A 16,229-nucleotide genomic window follows, 5' to 3' on the forward strand; every position below is an offset into this window, starting at 1 on the left:
TCACGACTTGAGGGGAAAAAACCTGGACAGAGTAGCGCTGGCAAGGCTGATGGTCACTTAAAACCAACGCATTTCATTGTAGGAGTGAGCCTGCTCGCGATTGCGGAATATCAGCCGAAGAAATGGTGACTGAAGGACCGCTATCGCGAGCAGGCTCACTCCTACAGGATTAGTGCTCGGCCGGCCGGCGGCGGTGATGCAAACGCCAGCCGATCAGGACCAGCAACACCAGACCCAAGCCACCCGCACTCAACCACAAAACCTGATCATCACTGATCAACGGCTTCTCGATCCGCAGATACCCCGGTTGCAACAGCAACTCACGCATGGCCTTGTTCGCCGCTTCCAGCGTCACCCCTTGAAGCTCCCGCGCCGGGTTGGCAAAACGACCGTCCTGGTAATCACCGAGGGCGCTCCAGTAATAATCCGCCAGCGCACTGTTGCCTTGCACCGCCCACGCCTGATGGGCGATCGAGGCCTGCTTGATCCGCGCGAAAGTATCCGGGTCTAGGCCGTTTTTCAGCAGATCAGCCTTGAGGTCCTCCAGCACCTGAATAGCTTCGTCGACGTCATCACGATCCAGATCGGCATTCAGGCTCATGAAACCGACGCCGCCAAATACCTCACGCTCGGCCCACGGCCCATAGGACAAACCGTGGTTGAGACGAATCTGCCGATACAGCGCCCAATCCAGATAATCCTTGAGGATATCGAACGTCTCATCGTACTGATCGTTCAGCACCGGTTCCGGCACCAGCCAGTGCAACTTGGCGCTGTCGCCGATAAAGCCACGGGTGAGGGTGCGCTCATGGGCGGCGCTAGTGCTGATGTCCGGCAGTGCACGGTGCTCGCTCGGCTCGACCGCTTCGAGCGCGCCCCAGGTGCGTTCCAGATAGGCCGGCAGCAGTTTGTCGAGTTCGCCGACGACGATCAGGGTCATGTTGTTCGGCGCGTACCAGGCCTCGCGCACCTTCTCCAGTTGTTCCTGAGTCAGGTGACCGACCTCGGCGCGCTGCGGGCATTTCAAGCCCAGTTCGACGGCGAGCTGATTGCTCGCGGTGTGGCCAAGGTCCTGACGATCAAGGAAGCGTTGCAGGCGCGTGTAATGGCCGCCGTCCTCGCGCTCGACCACACGTTTGGCGGCGTTGATCGCGTTGTCGTCGATGCGCGTTTGCGTGAGCAGAGCGAGCAGCAGGTCGAGTACCTTGCGCTGGTTTTTCGCCGGCGCTTCGATGACAAACGTGGTGTCGGCGTTACTGGTGAACGCATTCCAGTCACCACCCAGCGCTTGCATACGTTCCTCTAAACCGCCTTCGCCGGTCGCATCGATGCCGCTGAACAACAAATGCTCAAGCAGGTGCGGCAACTCCTTGTCATCGCAATCGAAATCATCAAGGCCGACGCCCACTACCAACCGGATCGCAACATGCCCGCGCTCGGTGCCGGGCTTGAGCAGCAACTGCAAACCATTGGGCAGCGCATAGCCTTCAACCTGAAAACGATCCAGGGCGAAGGCGGGCAGGGAACCGAGCAACAGACAGGCGAACAACAGGCAACGCATAACAGGCTTCCATACGGCTGATTTGGAGATCCGTGTCGTCAGTCAGATCGCCTTCGCGAGCAAGCTCGCTCCCACATTTGAAATGCATTCCCCACTGTAGGAGTGAGCCTGCTCGCGATAGCGGCCTGAAGGCTGAATCAATGTAACTGACTAAACCCAGCCCCAGTCGTTCAAGGCGAATGCGTAATGTCGGCAATATCATCCGTCGCCAGCGCCCCGGTATCCGCCGTTTCCAGCACCACATACGCACTGCCGCAAAACAGCGAATTGAGCCGCTTCATGTCGGCAATCAACTCCAGATGCAGCGAACTGGTCTCGATACTCTGCACGATCTTGCGTTGCAAACGGCTGACATGCGCATGGGCCAGACGACGTTCCTGCGCGCGAAAGCGGCGTTTCTCGCGCAGTAGCTGGCGGGCGCTTTCGCGGTCACCACTGAGGAACACCGACAGCCCCAACCGCAGATTAGCGATCAATTGCTGCTGCAATCCGGCCAGATCCTCCAGACCTTCCTCGGAAAACGAGCGCCGCTGCGAGGTTTTCTGCTGCTGGATCTTGCGCAGCATGCGTTCGATCAGGTCGGCGGCCAGTTTCAGATTGATCGCCAGCTCGATGATCTCGGCCCAGCGCCGACTGTCCTGCTCGCCGAGGTCTTCGCGGGGCATCTGCGCCAGGTACAGCTTGATCGCGCTGTACAGCGCTTCGACGTCGTCGGTCAGTCGGCGCATTTCCTGGGTGACGGCGGTCTGCTTGCCGCGCAGCACATCGAGGGTGGCGTCGAGCATGTTGTCGAGCAGATCGCCCATGCGCAGAGTTTCCCGCGCGGCGTTGGCCAACGCCAGGCTCGGCGTGACCAGTGCCGTCGCATCGAGGTGACGCGGTTTGGCAGTGCCGTTGACCTCCGGCCGTTCCGGCAGCAGGCACGCGCAGAGGCGCGCCATCGGCCCCACCGACGGCAGCAGAATCAGGCAGCGCGCAGTGTTGTAGAGCAAGTGGAAACCGATGACCATTTCCTGCGGGCTGAAATCGAGGCTGTCGATCCAGTGCACCAGCGGATCGAGTACCGGAATGATCAGCAGCAGGCCGATCAGTTTGTACAGCAGACTGCCCAGCGCCACTTGCCGCCCGGCCGCGTTCTGCATGCTGGTGCTCATGAAAGCGAGAATGCCGCTGCCGATGTTGGCGCCGATCACCAGACCGATCGCCACCGGCAAGCTGATCACACTGGCGCCGGCCAGTGTCGCGGTGAGCAACACGGCGGCGAGGCTCGAGTAGGAAATCATCGCGAACAATGCGCCGACCAAGGCGTCGAGAAGGATATCGCCGGTCAGCGAGGCGAAGATCACCTTGACCCCTTGAGCGTGAGTGATCGGCGCAGCGGCCTCGACGATCAATTGCAGCGCGAGAATGATCAGCCCCAGACCGATGCTGACCCGGCCCATCTGCCCGAGCCGCGTCTGTTTGCGCGACAGAAAGAAAATCACCCCGAGGAAAATCAGCAGCGGCGACAGCCACGACAAGTCAAACGTCAGCACCCGCGCCATCAGCGCGGTACCGACGTCGGCGCCGAGCATGGTCGCCAGCGCCGGGGTCAGCGCCATCAGGCCCTGGCCGACGAAAGAGGTCACGAGCATGGCCGTGGCATTGCTGCTCTGCACCATCGCGGTAACGACGATGCCGGCGACAAAGGCCAGCCAGCGCTTGGACATGTTTTGGCCAATCACATGGCGCAGGTTGGTGCCGTACACCCGCAGGATGCCGGTTCGAACGATATGCGTGCCCCAGATCAGCAGGGCGACGGCGGAAAGCAGATTGAGCAGGGTGAGCATGCAGACCCCCTGTAATAGCAGTGCCTCAGAGAGGCAAGTTGACGGTACCGCGCGGTTTCTACGTTTTTGATACTTAAGCTGTAGTTGGCTAACGGTCTGGGCGCCAGCATTGCACAGCTAAAGTGTCGATTGAAACAAAAGTGTCATGAAAAGCGCTTCATACACTCCCTTTAAATCAACGCCGTCTCCTGTGGGAGCTGGCTTGCCAGCGATGGCGTCGGCACAACCAACATTGATGTCGCCTGACACTCCGCTATCGCTGGCAAGCCAGCTCCCACAAGGTCCGCAGTGACTGAATGTTGCACAAACAAATGTGGGAGCGAGCCTGCTCGCGAAAGCGGTGGATCAGCCAACATTTTTGTCGACTGACACTCCGTCTTCGCGAGCAGGCTCGCTCCCACAGGGGGTATTGCGTGCGTCTGGATTACCGGGTTACTGGCCCGGGATGTCCTTGCGCAGTTTCACCGGATCTTGCTGCTGTCTCTTCTTGGCCATCGCGCCGCGCAGCTTGATGTTGATCGCTTCCACCGCCAGCGAGAACGCCATGGCGAAGTAGACGTAGCCTTTCGGTACATGCACGTCGAACGACTCGGCAATCAGCACGGTGCCGACCACCAGCAGGAACGACAGCGCCAGCATCTTCAGCGACGGGTGCTTGTCGATGAACTCGCTGATCTTGCCCGAGGCCAGCATCATCACCAGCACCGCCACGACGATCGCCGCGACCATCACCGGCACGTGGGACACCATGCCCACGGCGGTGATCACCGAATCCAGCGAGAAGACGATGTCGATGATCGCGATCTGGATGATGGTGTAGAGGAAGTTGCCACCCTTGCCGCCCGGGGTTTCGTCGCTTTCGTCTTCGCCTTCCAGCGCGTGGTACATCTCTTGCGAGCTCTTCCACAGCAGGAACAGACCACCGAAGAACAGGATCAGGTCACGGCCGGAAATGCCTTGGCCGAACACCTCGAACAGGTCGGCGGTGAGGCGCATGACCCAGGTGATCGACAGCAGCAACAGGATGCGGGTGATCATGGCCAGGCCGAGACCGAAGATCCGGGTGCGCTGCTGCATGTGTTTGGGCATGCGGCTGACCAGGATCGAAATCATGATGATGTTATCGATGCCGAGGACGATTTCCAGGGCGGTCAGGGTGAAGAAGGCAACCCAGATTTCGGGGTTGGTCAGCCATTCCATGTGTATTCCTTTGAGCGATTGTTAAACCGAAAAAGGTCCGGGCTTCAAACAGCGAAGCCAGGACCCGAAACGGTGAGTCGTGGGCTTATAGAGTGCTGAACACCGGGAAAGTCCCCAACAGCAGTGCAGCAATCAGGATGCAGATACAAACCAGGATCGCCCATTTCAGGGTGAAACGCTGGTGGTCACCAAAATCGATGCCGGCCAGGGCCACCAACAGATACGTCGATGGCACCAACGGGCTCAGCAAGTGGACGGGCTGACCGACGATCGAGGCACGGGCCATTTCCACTGCGGTGATCCCGTAGTGGCTGGCGGCCTCGGCCAACACCGGCAACACGCCATAGTAGAACGCATCGTTGGACATGAAGAAGGTGAACGGCATGCTCACCAGCGCCGTGATCACGGCCAGGTACGGGCCGAGAAAATCCGGAATCACCGCCAACAGGCTCTTCGACATCGCATCGACCATGCCGGTGCCGCTCAGGATACCGGTGAAGATACCCGCCGCAAAGATCAGCCCGACCACTGCCAGCACGCTGCCGGCGTGAGCGGCGACACGATCCTTTTGCATCTGCAGGCAAGGGTAGTTGACGATCATGGCAATACTGAACGCCACCATGAACAGCACCGGCAACGGCAACAGGCCGGCGATCAGCGTGCACATCAGGCCGAAGGTCAGGGCGCCGTTGAACCAGATCAGTTTCGGACGGCGGGCATCCGGGAATTGCGACACGCTGATTTCGCTGTGATCGATATCATCGCCAACCAGATGCAGCTCACCGAGACGCGCACGCTCACGCTTACCGTAAAAGTAGGCGATGACCAGGATCGCCAAAACACCAGCCGCCATCGCCGGAATCATCGGCACGAAAATGTCCGATGGATCGACGTGCAGCGCACTGGCGGCGCGGGCAGTCGGGCCGCCCCATGGGGTCATGTTCATCACGCCACCGGCGAGGATGATCAGACCGGCCATGATCCGCGGGCTCATGCCGATGCGGCTGTACAGCGGCAGCATGGCGGCCACGCAGATCATGTAAGTGGTCGCGCCGTCACCATCGAGGGAAACGACGAGCGCCAGTACGGCGGTGCCGACCGAAACTTTCAGCGGGTCGCCCTTGACCAGTTTGAGGATCTTGCGCACGGCCGGGTCGAACAGGCCGGAGTCGATCATCAGGGCGAAATAGAGAATGGCGAACATCAGCATCACGCCGGTCGGCGCGAGCTTGGTGATGCCTTCGAGCATCATCGGACCGATCTTCGGTGCGAAACCGCCGAACAGGGCGAAGACGATCGGGATGATGATCAGAGCGATCAGCGCGGACAGGCGCTTGGTCATGATCAGGAACATGAACGTGATGACCATGGCGAAGCCAAGGAAAGTCAGCATGGGAATACTCCAGGCGTAGCGTGGCTAGTTAAATGAGCAGATCGGGCCGATCAGCGCAGAACGGGAAGCACGAGACGTACGGGAGGAGTGACAGCGCGAAGGCGGGCTACAGAGGACATCAGAATCACCATTGTTGTTGTTAATTGGGCCGTTCGTGCGGGGTATCACACGCATTGGCCGACCGGTCTGTTGCCGGAAGTGGAGGCGATCCTAATCGCGGAAGCTTTCAGCTACCTTTCGCTGAAGAAAGCTTTGGGTGAACGGTCAACCGGCCGTCGGATGCGAACCAGAGTCAATAAACACGGGAAGGAGGGCTTTGATCATGAGCCAATTGCACAGCGGCGGCTGCCATTGCGGACACATTCGTTATCAGTTCAGCGGGGCGTTGCAGGATATCGCCCATTGCCATTGTTCGATCTGCCGCAAGGTCAGCGGCGGCATCGTCACGACGTGGATCACAGTGCCAGGCTCCAGTTTCCAATGGCTGGCCGGTACGCCGTCGCGTTACGACTCGTCCGCCAGTTGTGCGCGGTTCTTTTGCCCGCAGTGCGGCGCGCAACTGGCGCTGGTGACGTTGCTCAGCCCTGAAAGCATCGACGTGACCATCGCCACACTTGATCACCCAGAGCAGGCACCCGCCGAGCGACACATCTGGACGGACAGCCAATTGCCCTGGCTGCACCTGGACGAGCATCTGCCGGGCGAAGCCGAAGAAACGCTGTGATCAGAAAACAGACAGATCCAGCGACCGCATCGCGCCCATCCAGATTGCGTGTTCGGTGTGGTCGAGCAGGTCATCACCGGTGTCCGGGTGCAGGAATACCACCAGACCTTTGCGGTTCAGCGCCAGCCACGGCAGCACATCGCTGATCAACTCGGGGCCGAAGGCCAACTGGCAACTCCAGTCCGGATGCGGGCCGACCGGGCGTTCGTGGACGCGGCCCATTTTCAATGGAAACAATTGCGCGGCTTTCTCACACAACGCGCGCGCCTGATCGATGGTGTCGGCGTCGAAATAGACGTGGGCGTGGTAGCCCTTGATCGCTTGCATCGCAAACCCTCGGAAATCGGTTCGAACCCTCAGCGTTACCCGTATGTCACACGCCATACAAGGTATAAGAAAAGGGATCAGCCATGAAAAATGCCGAAACCCCGGCGGTAAAAGTGGTGCTCTATGGTGCCATGAGTAGCCTGGGCAGCGCGTTGATGGCTGAGTTGCTGCGTCGTCAGCATGAAGTCATCGCCATTCTCGACGATCTGACCGCACTTGCGCCGCGTCCGGGCTTGCGTACCAAAACCGGTGATTTGTTCGACTCGGAGCGGATCAATCAGAGCGTGGCCGGCAGTTCGGCAGTGATCTGTTTATTGGATGCACCGGGGTTGCCATTCAGTAGCGATCAAATTGAACGCTCCGTTGTGCTCGGACCGGTCGAGCAGGTACTGGCCGTCGACGCACTGGTCGATGGCCTGCAAGCGGCCAATGTGTCGCGGCTGTTTCTGGTGGGGGATTTTGCCGTACTCGATGAGCGGGACGTCGATGATCGCCTGCAACGCCATGCCGCCGAAGAAATTCGCGAAGCCGTGCAAAGCAGTCCGCTGCACTGGACACTGGTCAATGCGCCACACGGCGTGGCCGGGTTGACCATTGAGCATTTCAGCCAGGTCGGCGGCAATCTCGAACCGGGACTGGCCGAGCCACTGGAGCGGCTGAACCGCGTGGCGGTGGGGATTGCCGATGAGCTAAGGCTGAATTTGCATGTAGGGCAGCATGTGAATTTCGTTGCGGCTTCAGATTCGTAAAAGATCGCAGCCTTCGGCAGCTCCTACAGGGGGACCGCGCTCCAGATGTAGGAGTTGCCGCAGGCTGCGATCTTTTGACTTTCAAACCGCGATCGAAGGCAGTGCGAGTCCATTAAGCGACTCAGCACTGCTCGCCTGTTCCGCCATCAACCAATCGACAAACTGCTGAATCAGCGCGCCCCGACGTTTGCGTTGCGGCAGCACCACGTAATAACCCAACCGCGACAGCGTCGTTTCAGCAATCGGGCGACACAACAGACCTTGCGTCAGCAAGTTATCCACAAGGTGCCGCCAACCGATCGCCACGCCCTGGCCGCCAATCGCCGCCTGAATCAACAGCGTGTAATTGTCGAAACGCAATTGCCCCGGCGCCGGCGGTGTAGTGATGCCCAACTCGCGAAACAGACCGCTCCAGTCAAACCAGTTGCTGCTGTTCTCCCCACGCAGGTGCAGCAACGGGAACTCCAGCAGCGCGTGAGCAGGCAAGGGCAGGGCGCGGTCCTTGAGCAATTGCGGACTGCACACCGGGAACACTTCTTCGCTGAACAGCCAATGGCTTTCGCCCTGCTTGAAACGCCCGTCGCCAAACAGGATCGCCACATCGATATCGGTGCGCAGCATGTTGTGGTTGCGTTCGCTGGTCACCAGGCTGACGTCGACCTGCGGGTTGGCTTCATGAAAGCGGTGCAGGCGCGGCATCAGCCAATAAGCAGCGAAGGCAAAGTCGGTGGCAACTTGCAGGACTTCATGCTGCTGTTGTGCGCTGATCGCGCTCAATCCTGCATCGATATTCTGCAAGCCGAGAGTAACTTGCTCAAACAGTATCGCGCCGACTTCGGTCAGCTCGATCCCACGGTAAATGCGATCAAATAGTCGCGTACCGAGTTGTTCTTCCAGCCGTTTGATCTGCTGACTGATCGCTGGTTGCGTGGTGCCAAGCTCTACCGCCGCTGCGGTAAAGCTGCGCTGGCGGGCTGCCGCTTCGAAGGCACGCAACAGGTCGAGGGACAGATCACCCAAGGCTTCAAACATAAGCTGTGCTTATCCTAGTCATTGTCCGGCGCCGGCTTTACCGAATAAAGCATGGACTCCATGCTCGATCGCAGCAATGTCGCATAAATATTCACTATGGAATGCCGCGATCACATGAAGCGCAAGAATATTCTTTTCATCATGGCCGATCAGATGGCCGCGCCAATGTTGCCGTTTTACGGCCCATCGCCGATCAAACTGCCGAATCTTTCCCGCCTCGCCGCCCAAGGCGTGGTGTTCGACGCCGCTTACTGCAACAGCCCGTTGTGCGCGCCGTCGCGGTTCACCCTGGTCAGCGGCCAGTTGCCGAGCAAGATCGGCGCCTACGACAACGCCGCCGATTTCCCTGCCGACATTCCGACCTACGCGCACTACCTGCGCCGCATGGGCTACCGCACCGCACTATCCGGCAAGATGCACTTCTGCGGTCCGGACCAGTTGCACGGTTATGAAGAACGCCTGACCAGTGATATCTACCCGGCCGATTACGGTTGGGCCGTGAACTGGGATGAGCCGGATGTACGGCCGAGCTGGTACCACAACATGTCTTCGGTGCTGCAGGCTGGGCCATGTGTGCGCACCAATCAGCTGGATTTCGATGAAGAGGTGGTGTTCAAGGCGCAGCAATATCTGTTCGATCACATCCGCGAGGACGGCGATCAGCCGTTCTGCCTGACCGTGTCGATGACCCATCCACACGACCCGTACACCATTCCCAAAGCATTTTGGGATTTGTACGACGATGCCGATATCCCGTTGCCTACAACTCCGGATCAACACGAACTCGATCCGCACTCGCAGCGGCTGCTCAAGGTTTATGACCTGTGGGATAAGCCACTGCCTGTGGATAAGATTCGCGATGCACGCCGGGCGTATTTCGGTGCCTGCAGCTATATCGACGCCAACGTCGGCAAACTTCTGCAAACCCTCGAAGAAACCGGGCTGATCGATGACACAATTATTGTCTTCTCCGGTGACCACGGCGACATGCTCGGCGAAAAGGGCCTTTGGTACAAAATGCATTGGTACGAAATGGCGGCGCGCGTCCCCCTGTTGATAAGTGCTCCAGGCCAGTTCGATGCCGGGCGTGTCAGCGCTGCCGTATCGACCGCAGACCTGTTGCCAACCTTCGTCGAATTGGCCGGCGGCACGCTGGAACCCGGCTTGCCACTGGATGGCCGCTCACTGGTTTCGCACCTGCGAGGGCAGGGCGGTCATGACGAAGTGTTCGGCGAATACATGGCCGAAGGCACCATCAGCCCGCTGATGATGATCCGTCGCGGCGCCTACAAATTTATCTACAGTGAAAGCGACCCTTGCCTACTTTTCGACGTAGATAACGATCCGCGTGAACTGGAAGAACTCAGCCAATCGCCGCAGCATCGCCCGCTGTTCGACGATTTTCTCGCCGAAGCACGGGTCAAATGGGACATTCAGTCGATTCACCGGGAGGTCCTCGCCAGCCAGCGCCGCCGCCGATTTGTCGCCGACGCGTTGACCATCGGCAAGCTGAAGAGCTGGGATCACCAGCCACTGGTGGACGCCAGTCAGCAATACATGCGCAACCACATCGACCTCGACGATCTGGAACGCAAAGCACGTTATCCACAACCCTGCCAAAACCAATAATGTTAAGGGGAAGTCCATGCGTAAGTTATCCACAATAGTGACGGTCGGCCTGTTCGCGCTGAGCAGCGCCTCGGCCTTCGCCGAGCAAAGCTGCGACACCGTGAAAATGGCCGATCCGGGCTGGAGCGACATCGCCGCGACCAACGCCATCACCGGGTTTCTGCTGGATGGCATGGGCTACAAGGCCAAGGTCGACACCCTCGCGGTGCCGATCACCTTCGGTGGTTTGAAGGACGGCCAGGTGGACGTGTTTCTCGGCAACTGGATGCCGGCGCAGCAGGGTTTCTATGACAAGTTCGTCGCCACCGGCGATGTCACGCAACTGGCGAAGAACCTCGACGGCACAGAATTCACCCTCGCCGTGCCGGACTACGTGTGGGACGCGGGTGTGCATAACTTTGCCGACCTGAACAAATACGCGGACAAGTTCGATCGTAAGATCTACGGCATCGGTTCGGGTGCGCCGGCGAATATCTCGCTGCAGGAAATCATCAAGAAGAACGACTTCGACATGGGCCAGTGGAAGCTGATCGAATCCAGCGAACAGGCGATGCTGGCTGAAGTGTCGCGGGCGGTGAAGAAACAGAAATTCGTCACCTTCCTCGGCTGGACGCCGCACCCGATGAACGTGCAGTTGAAGATGCATTACCTCAAGGGTGGCGAGAAGTACTTTGGCGACACCGGCAGCGTGTTTACGTTAACGCGCAAAGGCTACGCCGAGGCGTGTCCGAATGTGGGCAAATTGCTGACCAATCTTTCGTTCACTCAGGAGATGGAGAACAGCATCATGGCTGAGGTGGTGAACAAAAAGGTCAGCAATACCGAGGCGGCGAAGGCTTGGATCAAGGCGAATCCGGCGGTGTTGGATAAGTGGCTGGATGGCGTCAAGACGGCTGACGGAAAGGATGCGTTGGCGGCGGTGAAAGCGAAGCTTTGATCGTGGGGCTGTTGGAATTGTGCCCGGCTTGAGATTGTTGCCCCCTCACCCCAGCCCTCTCCCCCAGAGGGGGCGAGGGGGAAGGGAGCCGATCTTTATGCCGTTCAGAACCTGAGTTCGACTGGATATCTCAGGTCAGCGTACCCCCCTCATTCACCTCGGTCAGTCCCCTCTCCCTCCGGGAGAGGGTTAGGGTGAGGGGCCTTTGCCCTGGCACCCTGATAACCTTGAACAAAACCCAACCGCGAGGACCCATGGCCTTCCCCAGCCGCCACTCTCTCTTGCCCTTCCTCACCTGGTTGCCGCGACAAACCCGCGCCAGCGTCGGACGGGATCTGATCGTCGGCCTCAGCGGGGCGATTCTCGCCTTACCCCAGTCGATTGCCTACGCATTGATCGCCGGTCTGCCACCTGAGTACGGCCTCTACGCCGCGATCATCCCAGTGCTGATCGCCTGCCTGTGGGGTTCGTCGTGGCATTTGATCTGCGGTCCGACGGCAGCGATTTCGATTGTGCTGTTTGCCAGTGTCAGCCCTTTAGCGGTTCCGGCCTCGCAGGACTACATCACCCTGATCCTGCTGCTGACCTTGCTTGCGGGGATATTCCAGTGGCTGCTCGGTTTGCTGCGCTTTGGCGCGCTGGTGAATTTTGTCTCGCATTCGGTGGTGCTGGGGTTCACCCTTGGCGCGGCGGTGGTGATTGCTATCGGGCAATTGCCAAACCTGCTGGGCCTGGAGTTGCCGGCAAAAGCCACTGCGCTGGCCAGTTTGATGGATCTGCTGCAACACCTGCGGGCTGTGGATAAACCTTCGCTGGTATTGGGTTTGGCCACGGTGGTCGTCGGTCTGCTGCTCAAACACCTGCTGCCGCGCTGGCCCACGCTGTTGATAACCCTCGCTTTGGCCAGCCTGCTGGTGTGGCTGTGGCCGGCGATGTTCGGCCATGTGCATCTGATCAGCGCGTTTGTCGGGCGTTTGCCGCCGTTCAGTGCGTTGCCGCTGGATCTGGATTTGATCCTGCGGTTGCTGCCAAGCGCTGTGGCGGTGGGCATGCTCGGCCTGGTTACCAGTCTGTCGATTGCCCGCTCGATTTCGACGCGGTCGCAGCAATTGCTTGATGCCAATCAGGAAGTCCGTGCGCAGGGCTTGTCGAATATTCTCGGGGCGTTCTTTTCCGGGTCGCTGTCGGCCGGGTCGTTCACCCGCTCGGGCCTAAGTTACGAGGCGGGCGCTTGCTCGCCGCTGGCCGGGGTGTTTTCAGCAATCTGGGTGGCGTTGTTCGCAATTTTTGGTGCGGGGCTGATTGCGCACATTCCGATCCCGGCGATGGCTGGGAGCATTCTGTTGATTGCCTGGGGGCTGGTCGACCACCGAGGCATTCGCTCATTGCTGCGCGTCAGCCGCGCCGAGTTCGTGGTGATGGCGCTGACCTGCCTCGCGACTTTGCTGCTGGAATTGCAGACGGCGATTTATGCCGGTGTGCTGGCCTCGCTGTTCTTCTACCTCAAGCGCACTTCGCAACCGCGCGTACAGCACTGGCGCGACGGCGAAGACGATGTGTTGCGTGTCGGCGGATCGATCTTTTTCGGCGCCAGCCATTACCTGCAAGTACGTCTGCAGCGCATGCACGGCGCACGCGTGGTGATTGAGGCGCAGCAGATCAACTTCATCGACTATTCGGGCGTGGAGATGTTGCATCAGGAGGCGCGACGCTTGCTTGGCCAGGATCGCAGCCTGACCTTGCGCCGGGCGCGGCCGCAGGTCGTAGAGGAGTTACGCAAACTGGAAGGGCCAGAGAAATGCCCGATCCGGTTTGAGGATTGATTGGCGATCAAGGTAATCCTTGTGGGAGCGAGCCTGCTCGCGAAGACTGCTGCACATCCAACATTGATGTGTCAGACAGACCGCTTTCGCGAGCAGGCTCGCTCCCACATGGGTATTTATTGCGCCAGTTGGCGGCGTAGTTCGGCGAGTACCGGAGCGGTATCAGGGCGCACACCACGCCACAGGAAAAACGCCTCAGCCGCCTGCTCCGCCAACATCCCCAAGCCATCCATCGCCACCGCCGCGCCATGTTCACGGGCCCAGCAGCAGAACGCCGTCGGCTCCTTGCCGTACATCATGTCGTAGCAGAGGGTCTTGCCCGGCTCGATCAGGCTTGGCGCAATCGGCGGCACGTCGCCGCTCAGGCTGGCTGACGTGGCGTTGATGATCACGTCCACCGGCTCGCGCAACCAGTCGAAACCACTGGCCGACACCGGCCCGAGGTCACAGAACAACTCCGCCAGCAATTCAGCCTTGTCCACCGTACGATTGGCGATGATCACCGAGGCCGGTTGTTCCGCCAGCAACGGCTCCAACGCCCCGCGCACCGCACCACCGGCACCGAGCAGCAAAATGCGTTTGCCGGTCAGGCTGAACCCGGCGTTCACCGTCAGATCGCGCACCAGTCCGGCGCCGTCAGTGTTATCACCGAGCAGTGAGCCGTCGGCCAGTTTGCTCAAGGTGTTCACCGCGCCAGCCCGTTGTGCACGCGCGGTCAGGCTGTTGGCCAGACGATAGGCATCTTCCTTGAACGGCACAGTGACGTTGGCGCCGCGACCCTCCTGGAAAAACGCCGTGGCGCAGCCGGCGAAATCGTCGAGCGGCGCCAGCAAGGTGCTGTAGTCGAGGTGCTGGCCGGTCTGCTCGGCGAACAGCTTGTGAATCATCGGCGATTTGCTGTGGCCGATCGGGTTGCCGAAAACGACGTAACGATCCATCAGATGTCCTCAGGCCTCAGCCAGCCAGTCGCGGTCTTGCAGGAAGTACTCGGTCAGGCGTGCTTCTTCGCTGCCAGGCTCGGCTTTCCAGTCATAGCCCCAGCGCACTTGCGGCGGCAACGACATCAGGATCGACTCGGTGCGCCCGCCCGATTGCAGACCGAACAAGGTGCCACGGTCGTAGACCAGATTGAACTCGACGTAACGGCCACGGCGGAATTCCTGGAACTCTCGCTGCCGGGCAGTGAAGGCATCGTTCTTGCGGCGCTGCACGATCGGCAGATAGGCGTCGATGTACGCATCGCCGATGGCGCGCATAAAGGCGAAGCTGGTGTCGAAGTCCCATTCGTTCAGGTCATCGAAAAACAGGCCGCCAATGCCACGCGGTTCGTGGCGATGCTTGATGTGGAAATAGGTATCGCACCAAGCCTTGTAGCGCGGATAAACGTCTGCCCCGAACGGTGCGCAGGCCTGCTCGGCGATGCGGTGCCAGTGAACGCAATCTTCTTCATTGCCGTAATACGGGGTCAGGTCGAAGCCGCCGCCGAACCACCAGACCGGCTCTTCACCCTCCTTCTCGGCGATGAAAAAGCGCACGTTGGCGTGGGACGTCGGCACATGCGGGTTGTGCGGGTGGATCACCAGCGACACGCCAAGGGCTTCGAAACCGCGGCCAGCCAATTCCGGGCGATGGGCGCTGGCCGACGGTGGCAGACCACTGCCGAAGACATGGGAAAAGTTGACACCACCCTTTTCGATTACCGTGCCGTTCTCGATCACGCGAGTACGACCGCCACCGCCGGCGGGCCGGGTCCAGGCGTCTTCGACGAAGCGCGTGCCGCCGTCTTCGGTTTCGAGAGCCGCGCAGATGCGGTCTTGCAGGTCGAGCAGATAGGCCTTTACGGCGTCGGTGCGGGTCGTCATGGCTTCACCTTGAATCGGGCGGCGCCCCGGCAGACGGGCGACGCAAATGGGCGCGTAGCATACCACCGCACAACAGCCCGCCGCAGTTGACGAAGATCAAGCATGGGAGTTGGATAGGGGGCTCACAAAAGACCCAAGGAGAGCAGGCAGATGGCAAAGCGTATCCAGTTCCGCGCCCATGGCGGCCCCGAAGTGCTCGAATATGTTGATTACCAACCCGCCGCGCCCGGCCCCAATCAAGTCCGCGTGGCGAACAAGGCGATCGGCCTGAACTTCATCGACACCTATTACCGCAGCGGTCTGTACGCACCGCCCGCCTTGCCGTCCGGCCTGGGTGCTGAAGGTGCGGGGATCGTCGATGCCGTGGGCAGCGACGTCACCCGGTTCAAGGTCGGTGATCGCGTGGCCTATGGCAGCGGCCCGTTGGGGGCCTACAGCGAATTGCATGTGCTGCCCCAGGACAATCTGGTGCATCTGCCCGACGAAATCAGTTTCGAAACGGCTGCCGGTGTAATGCTCAAAGGCCTGACCGTGCAATACCTGCTGCGCCAGACCTATGAACTCAAGGGTGGCGAAACCATTCTGTTCCACGCGGCGGCCGGCGGTGTCGGTTCGCTAGCCTGTCAGTGGGCCAAGGCACTGGGTGTGAAGCTGATCGGCACCGTCAGTTCCAAAGAGAAAGCCGAACTGGCCAAGGCCAATGGCGCCTGGGCGACGATCGATTACAGCCACGAAAACGTTGCCCAGCGCGTGCTGGAATTGACCGATGGCAAGAAAGTCCCGGTGGTCTATGACGGTGTCGGCAAGGACACCTGGCTGACGTCCCTCGACAGCGTTTCGCCGCGTGGCCTGGTGGTGAGCTTCGGCAATGCCTCCGGTGCGGTGGACGGCGTGAATCTGGGGATTCTCTCCGCCAAGGGTTCGCTGTACGTGACCCGGCCGACGCTGGCGACTTATGCCAACAACGCCGAAAACCTGCAGCGAATGGCCGATGAGCTGTTCGAGATGATCATCAGCGGCAAGTTGAAGGTGGATGTCAGCCAGCGTTATCCACTGGCTGATGCGGCGAAGGCGCAAACCGAGCTGTCGGCGCGGCGCACTACCGGTTCCACCGTCCTGCTGCCTTGATACCTCCGGGCGTCCTGCCAGTCAGGGTTTCAGAA

At 60.0% G+C, this 16,229-nt stretch carries 14 protein-coding genes; 6 read left to right on the forward strand and 8 right to left on the reverse strand.

Features of this window, described 5'->3' with window-relative positions:
* Positions 1–169: 169 nt before the first annotated feature.
* The 4 genes from CKW26_RS17860 to CKW26_RS17875 all read right to left on the reverse strand — a co-directional run bounded on the left by CKW26_RS17860 (position 170) and on the right by CKW26_RS17875 (position 5,983).
* On the reverse strand, positions 170–1,561 hold the full coding sequence (locus tag CKW26_RS17860) for a pitrilysin family protein (protein WP_095049554.1): 1,392 nt from the start codon (positions 1,559–1,561) through the stop codon (positions 170–172).
* A 170-nt stretch (positions 1,562–1,731) separates the two neighbouring features.
* Positions 1,732–3,390 carry a Na/Pi cotransporter family protein gene (locus tag CKW26_RS17865; RefSeq protein ID WP_095049555.1) on the reverse strand — a complete coding sequence of 553 codons (1,659 nt, stop codon included), beginning with the start codon at positions 3,388–3,390 and terminating at the stop codon, positions 1,732–1,734.
* Between the two features lie 432 nt (positions 3,391–3,822).
* On the reverse strand, positions 3,823–4,590 hold the full coding sequence (locus CKW26_RS17870; protein ID WP_007911817.1) for a TerC family protein: 768 nt from the start codon (positions 4,588–4,590) through the stop codon (positions 3,823–3,825).
* 85 nt (positions 4,591–4,675) lie between these two features.
* Positions 4,676–5,983, reverse strand: a complete 1,308-nt coding sequence (locus tag CKW26_RS17875; RefSeq protein WP_095049556.1) for a CitMHS family transporter — start codon at positions 5,981–5,983, stop codon at positions 4,676–4,678.
* 322 nt (positions 5,984–6,305) lie between these two features.
* Here CKW26_RS17875 and CKW26_RS17880 point away from each other — a divergent pair, with 322 nt between their 5' ends.
* Positions 6,306–6,707 carry a GFA family protein gene (locus CKW26_RS17880; protein ID WP_095049557.1) on the forward strand — a complete coding sequence of 134 codons (402 nt, stop codon included), beginning with the start codon at positions 6,306–6,308 and terminating at the stop codon, positions 6,705–6,707.
* Here CKW26_RS17880 and CKW26_RS17885 read toward each other — a convergent pair whose 3' ends face one another.
* Entirely contained in the window at positions 6,708–7,034 is a 327-nt protein-coding gene (locus CKW26_RS17885; RefSeq protein WP_095049558.1) for a DOPA 4,5-dioxygenase family protein, read from the reverse strand.
* Between the two features lie 83 nt (positions 7,035–7,117).
* Here CKW26_RS17885 and CKW26_RS17890 point away from each other — a divergent pair, with 83 nt between their 5' ends.
* Complete coding sequence (locus CKW26_RS17890) at positions 7,118–7,783, forward strand: NAD(P)-dependent oxidoreductase (RefSeq protein WP_095049559.1); 666 nt, start codon at positions 7,118–7,120, stop codon at positions 7,781–7,783.
* 81 nt (positions 7,784–7,864) lie between these two features.
* Here CKW26_RS17890 and CKW26_RS17895 read toward each other — a convergent pair whose 3' ends face one another.
* A complete protein-coding gene (locus CKW26_RS17895) occupies positions 7,865–8,815 on the reverse strand; it encodes a LysR family transcriptional regulator (protein ID WP_095049560.1) in 951 nt (316 codons plus the stop codon).
* Positions 8,816–8,929: 114 nt separating this feature from the next.
* Between CKW26_RS17895 and betC the strand changes: the two genes are divergently transcribed.
* The 3 genes from betC to CKW26_RS17910 all read left to right on the forward strand — a co-directional run bounded on the left by betC (position 8,930) and on the right by CKW26_RS17910 (position 13,204).
* Positions 8,930–10,444, forward strand: a complete 1,515-nt coding sequence (gene betC, locus CKW26_RS17900) for a choline-sulfatase (protein ID WP_095049561.1) — start codon at positions 8,930–8,932, stop codon at positions 10,442–10,444.
* Between the two features lie 16 nt (positions 10,445–10,460).
* Positions 10,461–11,381: a choline ABC transporter substrate-binding protein gene (choX, locus tag CKW26_RS17905; RefSeq protein WP_095049562.1), complete on the forward strand. Its 921-nt coding sequence runs from the start codon at positions 10,461–10,463 to the stop codon at positions 11,379–11,381.
* A 254-nt stretch (positions 11,382–11,635) separates the two neighbouring features.
* Positions 11,636–13,204 (forward strand): SulP family inorganic anion transporter, encoded by a 1,569-nt coding sequence (locus CKW26_RS17910; protein WP_095049563.1) that lies wholly within the window; start codon positions 11,636–11,638, stop codon positions 13,202–13,204.
* Between the two features lie 116 nt (positions 13,205–13,320).
* Here CKW26_RS17910 and aroE read toward each other — a convergent pair whose 3' ends face one another.
* The gene (aroE, locus tag CKW26_RS17915; RefSeq protein WP_095049564.1) at positions 13,321–14,142 is read right to left on the reverse strand and encodes a shikimate dehydrogenase; all 822 of its coding nucleotides are present in this window, start codon (positions 14,140–14,142) and stop codon (positions 13,321–13,323) included.
* A gap of 9 nt (positions 14,143–14,151) precedes the next feature.
* Positions 14,152–15,066, reverse strand: coding sequence for an oxygen-dependent coproporphyrinogen oxidase (hemF, locus tag CKW26_RS17920; protein ID WP_095049565.1), 915 nt, complete (start codon positions 15,064–15,066; stop codon positions 14,152–14,154).
* Between the two features lie 150 nt (positions 15,067–15,216).
* Here hemF and CKW26_RS17925 point away from each other — a divergent pair, with 150 nt between their 5' ends.
* Positions 15,217–16,194, forward strand: a complete 978-nt coding sequence (locus CKW26_RS17925) for an NADPH:quinone reductase (RefSeq protein ID WP_095049566.1) — start codon at positions 15,217–15,219, stop codon at positions 16,192–16,194.
* The last annotated feature ends 35 nt before the right edge of the window (positions 16,195–16,229 follow it).

The organism is Pseudomonas sp. Irchel s3h9 (genome assembly GCF_900187475.1).
In the GTDB taxonomy this organism is placed as follows: domain Bacteria; phylum Pseudomonadota; class Gammaproteobacteria; order Pseudomonadales; family Pseudomonadaceae; genus Aquipseudomonas; species Aquipseudomonas neuropathica.

What these genes read in the sequence shown, in the direction of transcription:
- CKW26_RS17860 (WP_095049554.1), bottom strand. Translation starts at nt 1,561, where the DNA reads ATGCGTTGCCTGTTGTTCGCCTGTCTGTTGCTCGGTTCCCTGCCCGCC.
- CKW26_RS17865 (WP_095049555.1), bottom strand. Translation starts at nt 3,390, where the DNA reads ATGCTCACCCTGCTCAATCTGCTTTCCGCCGTCGCCCTGCTGATCTGG.
- CKW26_RS17870 (WP_007911817.1), bottom strand. Translation starts at nt 4,590, where the DNA reads ATGGAATGGCTGACCAACCCCGAAATCTGGGTTGCCTTCTTCACCCTG.
- CKW26_RS17875 (WP_095049556.1), bottom strand. Translation starts at nt 5,983, where the DNA reads ATGCTGACTTTCCTTGGCTTCGCCATGGTCATCACGTTCATGTTCCTG.
- CKW26_RS17880 (WP_095049557.1), top strand. Translation starts at nt 6,306, where the DNA reads ATGAGCCAATTGCACAGCGGCGGCTGCCATTGCGGACACATTCGTTAT.
- CKW26_RS17885 (WP_095049558.1), bottom strand. Translation starts at nt 7,034, where the DNA reads ATGCAAGCGATCAAGGGCTACCACGCCCACGTCTATTTCGACGCCGAC.
- CKW26_RS17890 (WP_095049559.1), top strand. Translation starts at nt 7,118, where the DNA reads ATGAAAAATGCCGAAACCCCGGCGGTAAAAGTGGTGCTCTATGGTGCC.
- CKW26_RS17895 (WP_095049560.1), bottom strand. Translation starts at nt 8,815, where the DNA reads ATGTTTGAAGCCTTGGGTGATCTGTCCCTCGACCTGTTGCGTGCCTTC.
- betC (WP_095049561.1), top strand. Translation starts at nt 8,930, where the DNA reads ATGAAGCGCAAGAATATTCTTTTCATCATGGCCGATCAGATGGCCGCG.
- choX (WP_095049562.1), top strand. Translation starts at nt 10,461, where the DNA reads ATGCGTAAGTTATCCACAATAGTGACGGTCGGCCTGTTCGCGCTGAGC.
- CKW26_RS17910 (WP_095049563.1), top strand. Translation starts at nt 11,636, where the DNA reads ATGGCCTTCCCCAGCCGCCACTCTCTCTTGCCCTTCCTCACCTGGTTG.
- aroE (WP_095049564.1), bottom strand. Translation starts at nt 14,142, where the DNA reads ATGGATCGTTACGTCGTTTTCGGCAACCCGATCGGCCACAGCAAATCG.
- hemF (WP_095049565.1), bottom strand. Translation starts at nt 15,066, where the DNA reads ATGACGACCCGCACCGACGCCGTAAAGGCCTATCTGCTCGACCTGCAA.
- CKW26_RS17925 (WP_095049566.1), top strand. Translation starts at nt 15,217, where the DNA reads ATGGCAAAGCGTATCCAGTTCCGCGCCCATGGCGGCCCCGAAGTGCTC.